Source organism: Ruegeria sp. BHSC026 (assembly GCF_059613065.1).
Genome location: NZ_JBXWRV010000020.1, coordinates 20392 through 38501, shown reverse-complemented (window position 1 = coordinate 38501; position 18110 = coordinate 20392). Strand labels below are relative to the sequence as shown.

Genomic DNA, 18110 nt, shown 5'->3' with positions numbered 1-18110 from the left:
CCGCTACTCTGAAACTGACAGTTAAATTTTTGCCGCCAAACAAAAAAACGAAGACGCCGGGCGATGCCCGGCGCCATTTCTACTTAGGCGGCACCCCGAAGTATGCCGGCAATTTTGTGCGCCTCAATCACGACCTGGACCTGCTCCATCGCTTCGCGACAAGCTTGCAGTCGGGCGCAATGAGCGGCGAGCGCTTCGGCTTCAGGTGACCAAACGGTTTCGAACCAGCCACCAGATACGCAGTGCTCATCGCTGATCCATCCTCGGTATGTGCCAGCGTCAACCCACCTCTCAACCGTTCGCAGAATATCACCGAGTTCCTCGAGCTCGTCCGCATTCAGCAGTTGGCTGGCAGAAAGTGTGCGCTCGAGACGCCAAATTCGCCTACGAAGGCTGTTGTCACAGGCCGCGCCCGAGCCGAGCGCCCGGAGGCTATTCTTGGCGGCTGGGATATGTCCGGCCGCTTTGAGGAGCACAGCGAGTAACGGGTCGTTGCGGAATTTGTTCGCAGTCATGACAGGTCTCGTTGGGCAGCTGCAAAGCGACCTGCACATTCGAATGTGGAAAGCTGTGCTTCCATAGTCGTGTTTCCGTCACGCTGAATTGCATCCTCCAGCCGGTCGGTAAGCAGGCAGATGTCCTCAACCTCCGGAGAAGCCGGGTCGAGCATTGCAAAGAAGGCGGATTCGGGCCGGCCTTCATCGTGCACATGTTGCAGTGTAAACAACTGATGAAGATGCATAATCTCCCGCCAGGTTCGGCTGGTGATTTGCGGGCTCCAGTTTAGGTCATCAAAGACCCTCTGGACCCGCGCCAGTTCCGATTGCCCTCCGAGGAGCAGGGCTGCGTTCTGGATTTTTTCCACATGATCATGAAAGAGTTTTTGTAGCGCCGTGGCGCCAATTGGGTTTACGTCGAACATTGCTGTTCTCCCTGTTCCGCCCGCCACACTGCGTGTCGAGCTTCAAGAGCCGCAGCGGTCCTTTCTCGCGGCCGTAGGTTTGTCTGTTTCGTTCTAATTGGGTTGATCAGGGCACCTTCCGATTCCAGCGACTTCATCGAGAGAGAAGCTGGTCGGAAGGTGACCACATCGACAGGTCTTGCGATTTTCTGGGCGTGGATTGCAGGGTACGTATTCCAGTCCACAGCATTTACTGAGGGCGGAAGCTATTGTGTCTACAACAGCATTCCGCTGCGGGAAGTCAGACAATTATTCTTCCCGCAGCGATCACCAATATTCTTTGAAGAACTTGGGAAAGACTTCCCTCAGCCTGTCTTTTGCATTTTTTGAAGCGGTTTTGAGAGTGGAACCCTGCGGCTGTTTTGGCAGGTCGAACTCTCGTGCGGGATCGCGACCGAACAAAATAGTCGGTCAGCGCCTTCTCTTTCGAGAAGATCCGGCCAGTCCGTGCGAAGCAAACAAGGCAAGCACGCAACGGGGGCTTAGAACATCACACGCAAGAATGCCGCTGGAATGCGACTTTCTGGTTCTCCAACCGCCTCCCTCGGAGAAAGTTGTTTTATAACAGAAACTTAAGTCTGACGGCAAAACTTCCCACGGCCGATGGACGAAAAAACCCCCGGTTTCGGACAAACTACGCCAGTCGCTTCATCAACTCCGGCCTTCCCCCATCAACCACATTTTGAATGGCCGCAGCTTGCGCAGGTCATGCAGCCTTCGATCATGCGCATCTCATACTGACCGCAGGACGGGCAGGCCTTGCCGCGGGGAGCGTCCATATTGACCACCTGCGCCTGCGGGTCGGATTTCAGTCCCATCCCTTCCCCCTCAAGGAACCCGATCGCGATCATGTGCTGCTCGATCACGCCACCGATCGCCGCTAGGATCGAGGGGATGTACTTGCCCTGCACCCAGGCCCCGCCGCGCGGGTCGAACACGGCCTTCAGTTCCTCGACCACAAAGGACACGTCGCCACCGCGTCGGAACACGGCCGAGATCATCCGGGTCAGGGCCAGCGTCCAGGCGTAATGCTCCATGTTCTTCGAGTTGATGAACACCTCGAACGGACGCCGCCGGCCACCGATGACGATGTCGTTGATCGTCAGATAGATCGCGTGCTCGCTATCGGGCCATTTCAGCTTGTAGGTCGACCCTTCCAGCGACTGCGGCCGGTCCAGCGGTTCGGACATGTAGATGACATCGCCGCCATCCACCTCGTGCGGCGCATCCGCGCTTTCACCTGGCACCTTGTCGTCGCTTTCCGAAACGGTCAGCACCGAACCTGTCACGTCGTTCGGGCGATAGGTGGTGCAGCCCTTGCAGCCCTGATCCCAGGCCTGCATGTACACGTCCTTGAAAGCATCGAACGCGATGTCCTCGGGGCAGTTGATCGTCTTCGAGATCGAGCTGTCGATCCATTTCTGTGCGGCAGCCTGCATCTTGACATGCTCGGCCGGGGTCAGGGTCTGGGCGTTTACGAAATAGTCGGGCAGTTCGACGTCGCCGAACTTGTCGCGCCACATCTGAACGGCATAGTCCACCACCTCTTCCTCGGTGCGCGAGCCGTCCTTCTGCAGCACCTTGCGGGTGTAGGCATAGGCAAAAACCGGCTCGATCCCCGACGAAACGTTGCCCGCATACAGAGAGATCGTGCCCGTGGGCGCGATCGAGGTCAGCAAAGCGTTGCGGATGCCGTGTTCGCGGATTGCCTCGCGGACATCGTCATCCATCTGCTGCATGGTGCCGCTGGCCAGGTATTTCTCGGCATCGAACAGGGGAAAGGCCCCTTTTTCCTTGGCCAAGTCCACCGACGCCAGATACGCGGCGCGGGCGATCGCGTGCAACCAGCGCTCGGTCTGACGCGCCGCCTCGTCCGAGCCATAGCGCAGGCCAAGCATCAACAGCGCATCCGCAAGCCCGGTCACGCCCAGACCGATACGACGCTTGGCCTGCGCCTCGGCGGCCTGCTGCGGCAGCGGGAATTTCGAGGCATCCACCACGTTGTCCATCATGCGAACGGCCGTGGCGACAAGCTCCTGCAATGCCGCCTCGTCCAGACGAGCCGCGTCTTCGAACGGTGCTGACACCAGCCGCGCCAGGTTGATCGAACCCAACAGACAGGCGCCATAAGGCGGCAGTGGCTGCTCTCCGCACGGGTTGGTGGCGGCGATGGTCTCGCAATAGCTCAGGTTGTTGGCCTGGTTGATCCGGTCGATGAAGATCACGCCCGGCTCGGCATAGTCATAGGTGGCCTGCATGATCTTGTTCCACAGATCGCGGGCCTGCACCGTGTGATAAACCTTGCCGTCAAAGACCAGATCCCACGAGGCATCGGCCTTGACCGCGTCCATGAAAGCATCCGTCACCAGAACCGACATGTTGAACATACGAAGGCGGGCCGGGTCGGATTTGGCGGTGATGAACTGTTCGATATCCGGATGGTCGCAGCGCATGGTCGCCATCATCGCGCCCCGGCGCGAGCCCGCCGACATGATCGTGCGGCACATGGCGTCCCACACATCCATGAACGACAGCGGCCCCGAGGCATCGGCGGCCACCCCATGCACATCCGCGCCGCGCGGCCGGATGGTCGAGAAATCATAGCCGATCCCCCCGCCCTGCTGCATGGTCAGCGCGGCCTCTTTCAGCATGTCGAAAATGCCGCCCATGCTGTCGGGGATCGTACCCATCACGAAACAGTTGAACAGGGTCACCTGCCGCGCGGTGCCTGCTCCGGCCGTAATGCGCCCGGCGGGCAGGTATTTGAAGTCCTCAAGCGCTTCGTAGAACTTCTGCTCCCAATGCGCGGGGTCCTTTTCCACCCGCGCCAGATCGCGCGCAATTCGCCGCCACGTATCCTCGACCGACTTGTCGATCGGCGTGCCATCCGCTTTTTTGAAGCGGTATTTCATGTCCCAGATCTGCTCGGCGATGGGGGCGGCAAAGCGGCTCATTGGTGATTCCCTGTTCTGAAAGAGGCACCCAGATTAGACCAAACCCGCGCTGAACCACAACAGCTTGATAGCGCGCAACGGTAGGCTACAATATAAGGATGGTCCTTGGGACGACTCTGTGGGAAAGCTGTGGATAAGTACATCAACCTCGTGAAACTCTCGGTCGGGTCCGAGAGCGTGGACAGCCTGATCGCCTGGCAGGACAGCTATCGCCGGCGCTTTGCGGACGGCCTGCCCCGCCACATCACCCGCATGTGGCCCAAGCGCGAGGCCGAGATTCTGAACGGCGGATCGATCTTCTGGGTCATCAAGGGCGTCATCCAGTGCCGCCAGCGCATTTTGCGGCTGGACGAGGTGACGGGTGAGGATGGCATCCGCCGCTGCGCCATCGTGCTGGACCCGCAAGTCCATCGCACACAGGGCGCGCAGAAACGGCCCTTTCAAGGCTGGCGCTATCTGAAACCCGAGGACAGCCCCGCAGACCTGCCCGAAAGCCGCGCGCAGGACGACGCCCTGCCCGAGGATCTGAACCGCGCGCTGGCTGAAATCGGCGTGCTCTAGCCTCAGCCCAAACGGCGCATTACTTCTGCCAGAGCGGCCTTTTCAGTGGCCCCGTACTCCGCAACCCGGCTGCGCCACAAAGTGGCCTGCGATTGCAGGATCAACCCATCTGACAGGATCTTGAGGTGGTTGGCGCGCAGGGTCTCGCCGGTCGATGTGATGTCGGCAATCGCCTCGGCGGTTTCGTTCATCACCGTTCCCTCGGTCGCCCCCTGGCTGTCGACCAGCGTATAATCGGCAACCCCAGAATCGGTCAGGAACTCGCGCACCAGGCGGTGGTACTTGGTGGCGATCCGCAGACGGTGCCCATGAGTGGCCCGAAAGGCGGCGGCGGCGGCGTCCAAGTCATCCAGCGTCTCGACATCGACCCAGCAGGCCGGAACCGCGATCACCAGATCGGCCTGGCCAAAGCCCAGCGGTGCGATTTCTTCAACCTGCTGTTCCCAGCGCGGCAGCTTCTCGTGCACCAGATCGGTGCCTGTCACGCCCAGGTGAATCCGCCCGGCAGCCAGCTCGCGCGGAATCTCTCCGGCTGACAGCAGGATCAGCGAGACATCCTCGATCCCGTCCACCTTGCCTGCGTATTCCCGGTCGGATCCGGCGCGCGACAGCTCGATCCCGTGGCGGGCGAACCAGGCAAAGGTTTTCTCCATCAGCCGCCCCTTGGACGGCACGCCCAGCTTCAGGGTCATTGGCCCGCCTCCTCGATTTCCAGCATCAGGTCGGGGCGCAGCACGCCACCCACCGCCGGGATCTCGGCCCCGTTGCCCAGCCGCCGCGTCAGCGCATCATAGCGCCCGCCGGTGGCGATGGGCGGCAGGTCGGGGCGGCGCTCGGCGTAGAAGCCGAAAACGAACCCGTCGTAATATTCCATCGAGGTGCGCCCATACGAGGCCTCGAAATCCAGCTTGCCGACATCAACGCCACGCGCTTGCAGGGCGGCGATCCGCGCCTCGAGTCGGTCCAGCGCGGGGGTGATCTGGGGCAGATCGACAGCGATGTCGCGCAGATGCTCCAGCGCATAGGGCATGGTCTCGCGCACGCCCAGCAGCGAGTCCAGCCCGGCCATCTCCGTATCGGAAATCGGCGGTGTGTCGCGGTCAGCGCGCAGGGCGTCGATGCGGGCGGTGATCTCGGCCGGCCGGCGCTTGCCGATCATCGGCGCGTCGCAGGCAATCGGGTCGGCCGCCGCGAGCAAAGCGGCGCGGTGGTCCGGCTCGGGCTTGCGGCCCGCGAACCGGTCGAGCAGAGCCCGGAACCGACGCGGACGCCACAGATGGCGCATCAGCGCGGCCTTGCGTTGGTCGGAGGTGCGCAGGCCTTGTACGGCCGCGGTCAGAATGCCGATGTCGCCGGTCGCCGCGCGCAGCGGCAGGCCCCGCAATTGCAGGGCAAACAGCGAGAACACCTCAGCATCGGCCCCTGCCGGGTCGTCGCGGTCAAAGACCTCATAGCCCACCTGGATGTATTCATTGGCGCGGTCGGGGTCATGTTCCTGACGGCGGAACACCTCGCCCGAATAGGTATAGCGCGCCGGTTCGGCCCCGTCGCGCATGTGCATCTGCACCACCGGCAGGGTGAAATCCGGGCGCAGCATCTGTTCGCCGCGCAGCGCGTCCGAGGTGACATAGGCGCGCGCGCGGATATCCTCGCCGTAAAGGTCCAGCAGCGTCTCGGCCGATTGCAGCAGCGGCGTGTCGACGACCTGTGCCCCGGCGGCTTCGAAGCGCACGCGCATCATCGCGGCCCGGGCCTGGATCTGGGATCGATTGGGCATGGCTCAGTCCTGACTGTCCAGAATCTCGCGCACCTTGGCGACCAGATCACCGCGCGGCACCTCGAACTGGCTGGGGCGTTCCTTCCATTCCTCGAGCGTGGCGCTCTCGGCGATCTTGGCGCCCAGGATCAGGTCCTTGATCTGAACCACGCCACGGTCCTTCTCGTCCCCGCCCTCGATCACCGCGACGGGCGAGTTCCGCTTGTCCGCGTATTTCAACTGATTGCCGAAATTCTTGGGGTTGCCCAAGTAAACCTCGGCGCGGATGCCGGCATTGCGCAGTTCGGCCACCATCGCCTGATAGTCGGCCATGCGGTCCCGGTCCATCACGGTCACGACGACCGGCCCGGTGTCATGTGACTTGATCCGACCTTTTTCGCGCAGCGCGGCCAACAACCGGTCGACCCCGACCGAGATACCCGTCGCGGGCACTTCCTGTCCGGTGAAACGCTTCACCAGATCATCATAGCGCCCGCCGCCCGAGACCGACCCGAACTGCCTCTTGCGGCCCTTTTCGTCGAAGATCTCGAAGGTCAGCTCGGCCTCGTAGACCGGACCGGTGTAGTATCCCAGCCCTCGCACGACCGAGGGGTCGATCTGGATGCGATCGGCGCCATAACCGCCCGCGGCTAGCAATTCGCCGATCTGTTCCAGTTCCGAGATGCCTTCGGCGCCGATCTTGCTGTCGCCCACGGCCGCGCGCAGGTTGGCCAGCGTTCCGGCGGCGTCATCAGCCTTGGAGGTCAGGAAGGCGATCACCGGCTCGGCCTGATCGTCGGACAGGCCCACGCCGTCGATGAACGCGCCCGAGGCATCCAGCCGGCCCTTGGTCAGCAACTCGCGCACGCCCTGCTCGCCCACCTTGTCGAACTTGTCGATGGTGCGCAGAACGTCGTCGCGCGCCGCCGCGTCCGTGCTGAGGCCCATGGCCTCGAGCACGCCGTTCAGGACCTTGCGGTTGTTGACCCGCACCACATAGTCGCCGCGCGGGATGCCCACGGTCTCCAGCGTGTCGGAAAGCATGGCGCAGATTTCGGCATCGGCGGCCATACTGGCCGTACCCACAGTATCCGCATCACACTGATAGAACTGGCGATACCGTCCCGGCCCCGGCTTTTCGTTGCGCCAGACCGGCCCCATCGCATAGCGGCGATAGGGCGTGGGCAGGTCGTTGCGGTGCTGGGCATAGACCCGGGCCAAAGGTGCTGTCAGATCATAGCGCAACGCCATCCAGTCGCCGTTGCCGCCCTCGTCAAACTCCTGCCAGGCGAACACGCCTTCGTTCGGGCGATCGACGTCGGGCAGAAATTTGCCCAGCGCCTCGACCGTTTCCACGGCGCTGCTTTCCAGCGCGTCAAACCCATAGCGATGATAGACGTCCGCAATCGTCCGCAGCATCTCGGTGCGCTGCGTGACTTCCTGGCCGAAATAGTCGCGGAACCCTTTCGGCGTGACGGCCTTGGGGCGGGGCTGTTTCTTGGGCTTGGCCATGTGGGGCGTCCTTGGGATTTCATCACTTGCGCGCGCGGTCTATCCCATGGTCTGGGTCGGGGCAAGCCAGCGCTGGCATTGCGTGCGCCACAGCGGTATGACCGCACCAGATCACAGGAGCCCCAGCGATGCAGCATCTGGAAGAGAAAATCGCCCACCTGACCCGCACCGTGGATGACCTGAGCATGGTCGTCGCCAAGCAGCAGGACGAGATCGATCGCCTGACCCGCCATGTCGCGATGCTGATGCAGCGCGAGGCCGAACGCGCGCAGGAGGGGTCCGGCGGGGTCATCCTGGGCGACGAACGCCCGCCGCATTACTGAAGGGGCGTCAGACCTCCTGCACGTCCATCACGCCATCGAGCGATTTGATCGCACCCTTGATCTGCGGGTTGATGGGGAAATCCTGCCCCAGATCCATCTCGACTTCGCCCGGCAGGCCCGGGTCCATCAGGCACAGGTGAACCGGCCCCTTCGCGGCATTTCGGGCCGCCCCCGCCGCGTCCTGCAAAACCCGTGCCACGGTGGACACCACCTGCGGCTGATCGACGAAGATGCGCAGACCCGTTGCCCCGGCCTCGGCCACCACCGAATCCGCCGGACCGACCGAGCGCGCCAGCAGCTTCAGCTGGTCGGCCTCCATCGTGGCTTCGGCCGTCAGCACGACCTGCGCACCGGTTTCCAGATACTCGCGTGATTTCTCCAAGGTTTCCGAGAACAGCGTCACCTCGTATGCCCCCGTCGGGTCGGACAGCTGGGCAAAGGCGAACCGGTTGCCCTTGGCCGATTTCCGTTCCTGTCGCCCGGCGACCACACCGGCCATCTTGGCGATCAACGGACCCGAGCGTGCCTTTTCGGTGACCTCGTCCAGCGTCATCACCTGCTTGCGTTTCAGGGCGGGCATGTAGTCGTCCAGCGGGTGGCCGGAGAGGTAGAAGCCGATGGCCTTGAACTCCTCGCTCAGGCGTTCGGCGGGCAGCCAGTCTGGCGATTTCGACAGGCGCGGTTCGGGCAGATCGTCGCCCGCCTCACCGAACAGCGACACCTGGTTCGAATTCTTCTGCTCGTGGATCGCCGCCGAATACTGCACCAGCTGTTCGAGGCTTTCGAACACCCTGCGGCGGTTCTTGTCCAGCTCGTCGAAGGCCCCCGCACGGGCCAGCATCTCCAGCGGCCGTTTGCCGACCTTTTTCAGATCGACCCGGCGGGCGAAGTCAAAGAGGTTGACGAAAGGCTTGTCGCCCCGCCCCTGCACCACGAGGTTCATCGCCTCGACGCCCACGTTTTTCAGCGCGCCCAGAGCATAGACCAGCTGGCCATCCACCACGTTGAAGGTCGCCAGCGAGCGGTTCACGCAGGGCGGCACGTAAGGCAGGCCCAGCCCCTTGCGGACCTCTTCGAAATACACCGCCAGCTTGTCGGTCAGGTGGATATCGCAGTTCATGACGCCGGCCATGAACTCGACCGGGTGGTTCGCCTTGAGCCAGCCGGTCTGGTAGCTGACCACCGCATAGGCCGCCGCGTGGGATTTGTTGAAGCCGTAGTTGGCGAATTTCTCCAGCAGGTCGAACACCTCGGAGGCCTTCTTGGCGTCCACGCCGTTCTTGGCCGCGCCAGCCTCGAATTTCGGGCGTTCGGCGTCCATCGCCTCTTTGATCTTCTTGCCCATCGCGCGGCGCAGCAGGTCGGCGCCGCCAAGGCTGTAGCCCGCCATGACCTGCGCGATCTGCATCACCTGCTCCTGGTAGACGATGATGCCCTGCGTTTCTTCCAGGATGTGGTCGATCAGCGGGTGAACGGATTGGATCTGGCGCTGGCCGTTCTTGACCTCGCAATAGGTGGGGATGTTCTCCATCGGGCCGGGGCGGTAGAGCGCCACAAGGGCCACGATGTCCTCGATGCAGGTGGGTTTCATGCGCTTGAGTGCGTCCATCATGCCCGAGCTTTCAACCTGGAACACCGCCACGGTCTTGGCCGCGGAATAGAGCTTGTAGGTGGCCGGATCGTCCAGCGGGATCGCGTTGATCTCGTTCACTGCGCCTTCGGGCGGGTCGTATAGCTGGGTGCCATCAGCGGCGATGTGCAGGTCGCGGCCCGACTTGCGGATCAGGTCCACCGCGTTCTGGATCACGGTCAGGGTCTTTAGGCCCAGGAAGTCGAACTTCACCAGACCGGCCTGTTCCACCCATTTCATGTTGAACTGGGTCGCGGGCATGTCCGAGCGCGGGTCCTGGTAGAGCGGCACCAGCTCGTCCAGCGGCCGGTCGCCGATCACCACGCCGGCGGCGTGGGTCGAGGCGTTGCGCAACAGCCCCTCGACCTGCTGGCCGTAAGTCAGAAGGCGGTCCACCACCTCTTCGTTGCGGGCCTCTTCGCGCAGGCGGGGTTCGTCCTTGAGCGCCTTTTCGATCGACACCGGCTTGACCCCTTCGACCGGGATCATCTTGGACAGGCGGTCCACCTGGCCGTAAGGCATCTGCAGCACCCGCCCGATGTCACGCACCGCGGCCTTGGACAAGAGCGCGCCGAAGGTGATGATCTGGCCTACCTTGTCGCGGCCGTATTTCTGCTGAACGTAGCGTATCACCTCTTCGCGGCGGTCCATGCAGAAGTCGATGTCGAAGTCGGGCATCGAGACCCGCTCGGGGTTCAGGAAGCGTTCGAACAGCAGGCTGTAGCGCAGCGGGTCAAGGTCGGTGATCGTCAGCGCATAGGCCACCAGCGAGCCCGCGCCCGACCCCCGCCCCGGCCCGACCGGAATGTTGTGCTCCTTGGCCCATTTGATGAAGTCGGCAACGATCAGGAAGTAGCCGGGGAACCCCATGCTTTCGATGATGCCCAGTTCGAAATCCAGACGCTTCTGGTATTCCTCGGGCGGGACGGCATGGGGGATCACCGCCAGGCGTTTCTGCAGCCCCTCGTTGGCCTGACGCCGCAGTTCCTCGACCTCGTCATCGGCGAATTTCGGCAGGATCGGGTTGCGCTTGTAGGCCATGAAGGCGCAGCGCCTGGCGATCTCGACCGTATTCTCGATCGCTTCGGGCAGGTCGGCGAAGAGCGTGGCCATTTCCTGCGGTGACTTGAAATAGTGCTGAGCGGTCAGGCGGCGGCGGCCCTCTTGCTGGTCGACATAGGCGCCCTCGGCGATGCAGATCAGGGCGTCGTGCGCCTCGTACATGTCCGAGGTTGGGAAATAGACGTCATTGGTGGCGACCAGCGGCAGGTTCTTGGCATAGGCCATTTCCACGTGGCCGCGCTCGGTCAGGCGTTCGGCCTCGGGCTGGCCATCCTCGCCGGGGTGGCGTTGCAGTTCGATATACAGGCGATCGGGGAACATCGCGGCCAGCCGGTCCACCAGCGCCTCGGCGGCCGAGCGCTGGCCCTGCTGCAGCAGGCGGCCCACGGGGCCGTCTGGGCCGCCGGTCAGGCAGATCAGGCCCGCCGAATGGCGCTGAAGTTCATCCAGAGTGACCTGCGGCAGTTGCCCGCCCTTGTCCACATAGAGGCACGAGCTGAGCTTCATCAGGTTCTCATACCCGGTCTCGGACTGGGCCAGCAGCACCACGGGCGCAGGCTGCGTCGGCTTGTCGCCCGGCTGTGCGGTCACATAACTGAGGTCCACCTGGCAGCCGATGATCGGCTGGATTCCCGCGCCGCTGGCGGTGACGGAAAACTCCAGCGCGCAGAACATGTTGTTGGTATCGGTGACCGCAACGGCGGGCATGTCCATCTGCTCGCACAGACCGGGCAGCTTTTTCAGCCGCACAGCGCCTTCCAGCAGGGAATATTCGGTATGAACGCGGAGGTGGATGAATCGCGGAGAACTGCTCATGAGCGCAGGCTATCCCACTCGGCGCGCGGGCAAAAGACAGAAGGATACCGGCGGGTTGCTCAAACAATAATCAGCGATTATTCGGGTTTTTCAGAAGGTGCTTCACTTGAGATCGGGGAGTAACGGCAAAAAGGTGTTTTGTTTCAAAGTCGTGCCCGGATCAGGCGGTCGATACACCTGTCACGACGAATAGGAATGGTGCATTCCAGGGGCGGTTTTTCTTGCCAGCCGTCCGGCGCTGTTTCTAACATCTTTCGGCAAGCTACAAGCCCGCTTCTTTCTCTACGTCGCATCGAGAGAGGGCACCCATGGGCGCAACGGGGTAACGCGACGGGTTTCTAGAATGAACATCACGTTTCTTCTGAACGGAGAGACTGTGGAGTTGGCGGATGTTGATCCGACGGCCACATTGCTGGATTGGCTGCGCGAGGACCGCGGCCTGACAGGCACGAAGGAAGGCTGCAACGAGGGCGACTGCGGCGCCTGCACCGTGATGGTGACGGATGAGGGCGGCGCCAAGGCGCTGAATGCCTGCATCCTGTTTCTACCGCAGCTGCATGGCAAGGCGGTGCGCACTGTCGAAGGCACGAGCGGGCCGGATGGCCAGATGCACCCGGTTCAGCAGGCGATGGTCGAGCATCACGGCTCGCAATGCGGGTTCTGCACGCCGGGTTTCGTGATGTCTATGGTGGCCAGCCATGCGAGTGGCGCAACCGATCACGACACGCAACTGGCCGGCAACCTGTGCCGCTGCACCGGCTATGCCCCGATCATCCGCGCGGCAAAGGCCGTCGAAGACCAGCCGGTGCCGGTCTGGATCAGGGACACGCCGGTGGCGGTCGAGCCCGCCTCGCCGATGATGCCGCGCTCGTCCGACGAGCTGGCCGAGGTCTATGCCAGCCATCCCGAGGCGACTCTGGTGGCCGGCGCCACTGATGTGGGCCTGTGGGTGACCAAGCAGTTGCGCGATCTGGACCCGGTGATCTTTCTGGGCGGGTGCGACGATCTGAAGGAGATCTCGATCACCGAAGACGAGGTCCGCATCGGTGCGATGGTGGACATGAACCGCATGGGCGCGGCGATGGCCGATCTGCACCCCTCCTATGCCGAGATGATCCAGCGCTATGCCAGCGTGCAGGTGCGCCATGCGGCCACCGTGGGGGGCAACATCGCCAACGGCTCGCCCATCGGGGACAACCCGCCCGCGCTGATCGCGCTGGGGGCGACGCTGCATCTGCGCAAAGGGGACGCGCGGCGGTCGATCCCGCTGGAGGATTTCTTTGTCGATTACGGCAAGCAGGACCGCGCGCCCGGCGAGTTCGTCGAGGCGGTCAGCTTTGCCCGTCAATCGGACCGGCTGAAATGCTACAAGCTGAGCAAGCGGTTCGATCAGGATATCTCGGCCGTGTGTGGCTGTTTCAACGTCACCGTTTCGGATGGCGTCGTGGCGCAGGCGCGCATCGCCTTCGGTGGCATGGCGGGCATTCCGAAGCGGGCCGCGGCGGTCGAGGCCGCCTTGGTCGGCAAGGCGTGGACGCATGAGACCGTTCAGGCCGCGCTGCCGGCGTTTGACGGGGATTTCACCCCGCTGACCGACATGCGCGCCTCGGCCGAATACCGGCTGGAGACGGCCAAGGCGATGCTGGAGCGGTATTTCGCAGAGGATCAGGGCGAGTTGGTCAACGTGCTGGAGGTGTCGGCATGAGCGTGACCAAGCCCCTGCCCCATGACGCAGCACCTCTGCATGTGTCGGGAACCGCGCGTTACGTGGATGACATTCCGACGCCCAAAGGCACGCTGCACCTGGCCTTTGGGTTGAGCCCGATCGCCAAGGGCCGGATCACGGCGATGGACCTGTCGGCGGTGAAGGCCGCCGAGGGCGTCGTGATGGTGATGACGGCTGAGGACCTGCCCTTTGCCAATGACGTCTCGCCCTCGGTCCATGACGAGCCGCTGCTGGCGGACGGGACGGTGAACTATGTGGGCCAGCCTGTGTTTCTGGTCGTCGCCACCAGCCATCTGGCGGCGCGCAAGGCCGCGCGGCTGGGCAGGATCGACTATGCCGAGGAAACGCCGATCCTGACCATCGAGGAGGCCTTGGCCGCGGACAGCCGGTTCGAGGACGGCCCGCGGATCTACGCCAAGGGCGACGCCGACGCCGCCATCGCGCAGGCGTTGCATGTGATCGAAGGCACGTTCGAGATCGGCGGGCAAGAGCATTTCTACCTGGAAGGTCAGGCCGCGCTGGCGGTGCCGAACGAGGGCGGGGACATGCTGGTGCATTCCTCGACCCAGCACCCGACCGAGATCCAGCACAAGGTGGCCGAGGCGCTGGGTGTTCCTATGAACGCCGTGCGGGTCGAGACCCGGCGGATGGGCGGCGGCTTTGGCGGCAAGGAAAGTCAGGGTAATGCGCTGGCCGTGGCCTGCGCCATCGCGGCGCGGGCGACCGGGCGGGCCTGCAAGATGCGCTATGACCGCGACGACGACATGATCATCACCGGCAAGCGGCATGCCTTCCGCATCAGCTATAGGGCCGGGTTCGACGCGGAGGGGCGCATTCAGGGTGTCTCGTTCAAGCATTACGCCATCTGCGGCTGGGCGCAGGACCTATCGCTGCCAGTGGCCGACCGGGCGATGCTGCATGCCGACAACGCCTATCTGTTGCCCAACGCGCGGATCGAGAGCCATCGGCTGAAGACCAACACGCAATCGGCCACGGCGTTTCGCGGCTTTGGCGGGCCGCAGGGCATGGTGGGGATCGAACGGGTGATGGATCACGCAGCGCATGTGCTGGGGCTGGACCCGGTCGAGCTGCGGCGGCGGAATTACTATGCGGCTCCGGCTGAGGGGGGCTCTGCCCCCCGGCCTGCGGCCTCCCCCCGGAGTATTTCCGAAAAGATGAAGGGGAATACCACGCCTTACGGGCAGGAGGTCGAGGATTTCGAGCTGCACGGGATGACCGAAGCCCTGCTGGCGTCGAGCGACTATGCCGCGCGCAAGGCGGCGGTCGCGGCGTGGAATGCCGAGAACCGCGTTGTTAAGAAGGGCATCGCCTTTTCGCCGGTGAAATTCGGGATTTCCTTTACGCTGACCCATCTGAACCAGGCCGGGGCGCTGGTGCATGTGTATCAGGATGGCTCGGTGCATTTGAACCATGGCGGCACCGAGATGGGCCAGGGGCTGTTTCAGAAAGTGGCGCAGGTGGCGGCCGCGCGGTTCGGTATTCCGCTGGAGATGGTGAAGATCACCGCGACCGATACCGCGAAGGTGCCGAATACTTCGGCCACGGCGGCCTCGTCCGGCAGCGATCTGAACGGGATGGCCGTCAGGGCCGCCTGCGACACGATCCGCGACCGGATGGCCGCCTATCTGGGCCAGCGGCATCAGGCCGACCCATCGGCGGTCGTCTTTGCCGACGGCCGGGTTACCGTGGGCGAGGAAAGCTACAGCTTTGCCGAGGCGGCGGCGCTGGCCTATCAGGGGCGCGTCAGCCTGTCGGCGACCGGGTTCTACAAGACGCCCAAGATCGAGTGGGACCGGATCAAGGGTCAGGGGCGTCCGTTCTATTACTTCGCCTATGGCGCGGCGGTGACCGAGGTGGCGGTGGATACCCTGACCGGGGAAAACCGGATTCTGCGGGCGGATATCCTGCATGATGCCGGCGCCTCGCTGAACCCGGCGCTGGATATCGGGCAGGTCGAGGGCGGCTATGTGCAGGGCGCGGGCTGGCTGACGACCGAGGAACTGGTGTGGGACGACAAGGGCCGGCTGCGCACCCATGCGCCATCGACCTACAAGATCCCCGCCTGTTCGGACCGGCCGGGCGTGTTCAACGTGGCGCTTTGGGATGGCGCGAACCGCGAGGACACGATCTATCGCTCGAAGGCGGTGGGCGAGCCGCCCTTCATGCTGGGAATTTCGGCCTGGCTGGCGCTGTCGAATGCCGTTGCGGCCTGTGGCGATGGATACCCGGGTCTGAACGCTCCGGCCACCGCCGAAGAAGTCTGGCGGTGTATCCGAAAGCTGCGCGGAGGACACTGATGGGTTTCGATCGGGAGGCATTGAGGGAGGCGGTAGAAAAACACGGCAAGGTGACACGCGTGGTCATCGCCGCGATACGCGGGTCGTCCCCGCGCGAGGTCGGCGCCGCGATGCTGGTTTGGGACGGCGGGCAGGCGGGCACGATCGGCGGCGGCACGCTCGAGTTTCAGGCGGCCGAGGCGGCCCGGGGCCAGCAAGACCGGCCCCGCCTATCCCGACATGCGCTGGGGCCGGACCTTGGGCAATGCTGCGGCGGCGCCGTCACGCTGCTGAGCGAGGTCTATGACGCGGAAGCTGTCGCGCAGTTGGACCGCGAGGTGATCGCCCGCCCCGTAACGGATGCTCCGATGCCGCTTTCGGTGAAACGGCTGCTGGCACAGGCCCGCAACCAGGGCCAGCGCCCCGAGCCCCAACTGATCGACGGCTGGATGATCGAACCGGTGCACAGCCCCCTCAGCCAGCTGTGGATCTGGGGGGCCGGACATGTCGGGCGGGCGCTGGTCGGTGTGATGGCCCCCCTGCCCGATCTGGCGATCACCTGGGTGGACACCGCGCCCGACCGTTTTCCCGAGATGGTTCCGCCGGGTGTTACCGCAGTGCCGGCAGCCAATCCGGCGGATCTGGTGCACCACGCTCCGCCAGATGCCGAGCACCTGGTGCTGACATATTCACACAATCTGGACTTTGAACTGTGCAACCGGCTGCTTTGGCATGATTTCCGCTTTGCGGGGCTGATCGGCTCGGCTACGAAATGGGCGCGATTCCGTTCGCGCCTTGCCGCGCTGGGGCATTCACCGGCGCAGATCAGCCGGATCACCTGCCCCATCGGGGACCCGGCCCTGGGCAAGCACCCGCAGATGATCGCAATCGGTGTGGCGGCACAGATCCTGCGCCCCGCCCGGCAGAATGACTTGAAGAAGGACCAGAGCGCGTGACCACTCCACTTCTGAGCCTGCAGGGACTGACCAAGGCCTATCCCGGCGTCGTGGCCAATGACCGTGTGTCCTTCGACATAGCGGAAGGCGAAGTCCATGCCCTGCTGGGCGAGAACGGCGCCGGCAAGTCCACTCTGGTCAAGATGATCTATGGGCTGGTCAAGCCCGACAGCGGCACGATGCTGATGCGCGGCCAGCCCTACGCCCCAAGCGAACCGCGCGCGGCGCGCGCCGACGGCGTCGCGATGGTGTTCCAGCATTTCTCACTGTTCGACGCGCTGAACGTGGCCGAGAACATCGCCTTGGGCATGGAAAACCCGCCTCCCATGGGCGACCTGGCTGCGCGTATTCGCGAAGTTTCGGAAAATTACGGCCTGCCGCTCGACCCGTACCGGACCGTGGGCGACCTGTCCGCGGGCGAACGCCAGCGGGTCGAGATCATCCGCTGCCTGTTGCAGGACCCCAAGCTGCTGATCATGGATGAACCCACCTCGGTTCTGACGCCGCAGGAGGTCGAGATCCTGTTCGAGACGCTGAAAAAGCTGCGCTCGGAGGGTACCTCGATCCTGTACATCTCGCACAAGCTCGAAGAAATCCGCACGCTGTGCGACCACGCCACCATCCTGCGGCTGGGCAAGAATGTGGGCGAATGCGTACCGTCCGAGACCTCGGCCCGCGACATGGCCGAACTGATGGTTGGCTCGGCCTTGCAGACACCGGAACGCGCGGGGCGCGCGTTCGGCCCGGTGGCGCTGGATGTGACCGGCCTGTCGGTGCCGTCTCCGTCCGAGTTCGGCACGGCGCTAAAAAACGTGCACCTGACCGTGCGCAAGGGCGAGGTTCTGGGCATCGGCGGCGTCGCCGGCAACGGGCAGGACGAGTTGCTGGGTGCGCTGTCGGGCGAAATCCTGACCACGGCCGACGCCATCAAATTCAACGGCCAGCCCATCGGCCGGCTGGGGCCCACTGCACGGCGCGAGCTTGGCGTACTGACCGCGCCCGAGGAACGTCTGGGCCATGCGGCGGCACCGGACATGAGTCTGACCGAGAACGCCCTGTTGACCGGGTCGGTGCGGGAAAACCTCGAAACCCGGGGCTTTCTGAAATGGAGCGAAGCCCGGGATTTCGCCGAGCGGATCATCAAAACCTTCGACGTCCGCACGCCCGGCGCTGAGAACGCCGCGCGGTCGCTGTCGGGCGGCAACCTGCAGAAATTCGTGATCGGCCGCGAGGTGCTGCAAAACCCCGAGGTTCTGGTGGTGAACCAGCCGACCTGGGGGGTCGATGCCGCCGCAGCCGCCGCGATCCGTCAGGCTATTCTGGACCTTGCGGCCCAGGGCACGGCTGTGGTTTGCATCAGCCAGGACCTGGACGAGTTGATGGAGATCTCGGACAGTTTCGCCGCGCTGAACGAGGGGCGACTGAGCGCGCCGCGGCCCACGGCCAACCTGAGCGTCGAAGAGATCGGCCTGATGATGGGCGGCGCGCATGGCATGGAGGTGGCGCATGTATAGGCCTCGGCGCGGCTTTCGACCGGCGCACATCAACAAGAACGC

General features: G+C 63.9%; 13 protein-coding genes. 6 read left to right on the top strand and 7 right to left on the bottom strand.

Translation table 11 applies throughout. The features are described 5' to 3' along the window. Positions 1-83: 83 nt before the first annotated feature. The 3 genes from AC2FME_RS16780 to AC2FME_RS16770 all read right to left on the bottom strand — a co-directional run bounded on the left by AC2FME_RS16780 (position 84) and on the right by AC2FME_RS16770 (position 3915). Positions 84-515 (bottom strand): hypothetical protein, encoded by a 432-nt coding sequence (locus AC2FME_RS16780; protein WP_496801040.1) that lies wholly within the window; start codon positions 513-515, stop codon positions 84-86. Beyond that, positions 512-922 (bottom strand): hypothetical protein, encoded by a 411-nt coding sequence (locus AC2FME_RS16775; RefSeq protein ID WP_496801039.1) that lies wholly within the window; start codon positions 920-922, stop codon positions 512-514. Before AC2FME_RS16775 ends, AC2FME_RS16780 begins: the two co-directional genes overlap by 4 nt. 710 nt (positions 923-1632) lie before the next feature. Beyond that, positions 1633-3915 (bottom strand): adenosylcobalamin-dependent ribonucleoside-diphosphate reductase, encoded by a 2283-nt coding sequence (locus AC2FME_RS16770; protein ID WP_496794696.1) that lies wholly within the window; start codon positions 3913-3915, stop codon positions 1633-1635. Between the two features lie 129 nt (positions 3916-4044). Between AC2FME_RS16770 and AC2FME_RS16765 the strand changes: the two genes are divergently transcribed. Beyond that, positions 4045-4476, top strand: coding sequence for a DUF1489 family protein (locus AC2FME_RS16765; RefSeq protein ID WP_149776173.1), 432 nt, complete (start codon positions 4045-4047; stop codon positions 4474-4476). Between the two features lie 2 nt (positions 4477-4478). Here the strand turns inward: AC2FME_RS16765 and hisG are convergent, their stop codons facing one another. The 3 genes from hisG to hisS are packed head-to-tail and all read right to left on the bottom strand — an operon-like array spanning position 4479 to position 7744. Next, positions 4479-5168: an ATP phosphoribosyltransferase gene (gene hisG, locus AC2FME_RS16760; RefSeq protein ID WP_496727602.1), complete on the bottom strand. Its 690-nt coding sequence runs from the start codon at positions 5166-5168 to the stop codon at positions 4479-4481. Continuing rightward, the gene (locus AC2FME_RS16755) at positions 5165-6253 is read right to left on the bottom strand and encodes an ATP phosphoribosyltransferase regulatory subunit (RefSeq protein ID WP_496801038.1); all 1089 of its coding nucleotides are present in this window, start codon (positions 6251-6253) and stop codon (positions 5165-5167) included. The genes hisG and AC2FME_RS16755 overlap by 4 nt, the downstream gene beginning before the upstream one ends. A 3-nt stretch (positions 6254-6256) precedes the next feature. Next, entirely contained in the window at positions 6257-7744 is a 1488-nt protein-coding gene (hisS, locus tag AC2FME_RS16750; RefSeq protein ID WP_496801037.1) for a histidine--tRNA ligase, read from the bottom strand. A gap of 128 nt (positions 7745-7872) precedes the next feature. Between hisS and AC2FME_RS16745 the strand changes: the two genes are divergently transcribed. Next, on the top strand, positions 7873-8067 hold the full coding sequence (locus AC2FME_RS16745) for a SlyX family protein (RefSeq protein ID WP_093964614.1): 195 nt from the start codon (positions 7873-7875) through the stop codon (positions 8065-8067). A 7-nt stretch (positions 8068-8074) separates the two neighbouring features. On the opposite strand, the gene dnaE is transcribed toward AC2FME_RS16745, so the two are convergent. After that, positions 8075-11575, bottom strand: a complete 3501-nt coding sequence (dnaE, locus tag AC2FME_RS16740) for a DNA polymerase III subunit alpha (RefSeq protein WP_496801036.1) — start codon at positions 11573-11575, stop codon at positions 8075-8077. Positions 11576-11918: 343 nt separating this feature from the next. On the opposite strand from dnaE, the gene xdhA reads away from it, so the two are divergent. The 4 genes from xdhA to AC2FME_RS16720 are packed head-to-tail and all read left to right on the top strand — an operon-like array spanning position 11919 to position 18068. Beyond that, entirely contained in the window at positions 11919-13280 is a 1362-nt protein-coding gene (gene xdhA, locus AC2FME_RS16735) for a xanthine dehydrogenase small subunit (protein WP_496801035.1), read from the top strand. After that, on the top strand, positions 13277-15619 hold the full coding sequence (gene xdhB, locus AC2FME_RS16730) for a xanthine dehydrogenase molybdopterin binding subunit (protein WP_496801034.1): 2343 nt from the start codon (positions 13277-13279) through the stop codon (positions 15617-15619). Before xdhA ends, xdhB begins: the two co-directional genes overlap by 4 nt. Then, positions 15619-16554: a xanthine dehydrogenase accessory protein XdhC gene (gene xdhC / locus AC2FME_RS16725; protein WP_496801033.1), complete on the top strand. Its 936-nt coding sequence runs from the start codon at positions 15619-15621 to the stop codon at positions 16552-16554. The genes xdhB and xdhC overlap by 1 nt, the downstream gene beginning before the upstream one ends. Then, the gene (locus AC2FME_RS16720; RefSeq protein ID WP_496801032.1) at positions 16551-18068 is read left to right on the top strand and encodes an ABC transporter ATP-binding protein; all 1518 of its coding nucleotides are present in this window, start codon (positions 16551-16553) and stop codon (positions 18066-18068) included. Before xdhC ends, AC2FME_RS16720 begins: the two co-directional genes overlap by 4 nt. The last annotated feature ends 42 nt before the right edge of the window (positions 18069-18110 follow it).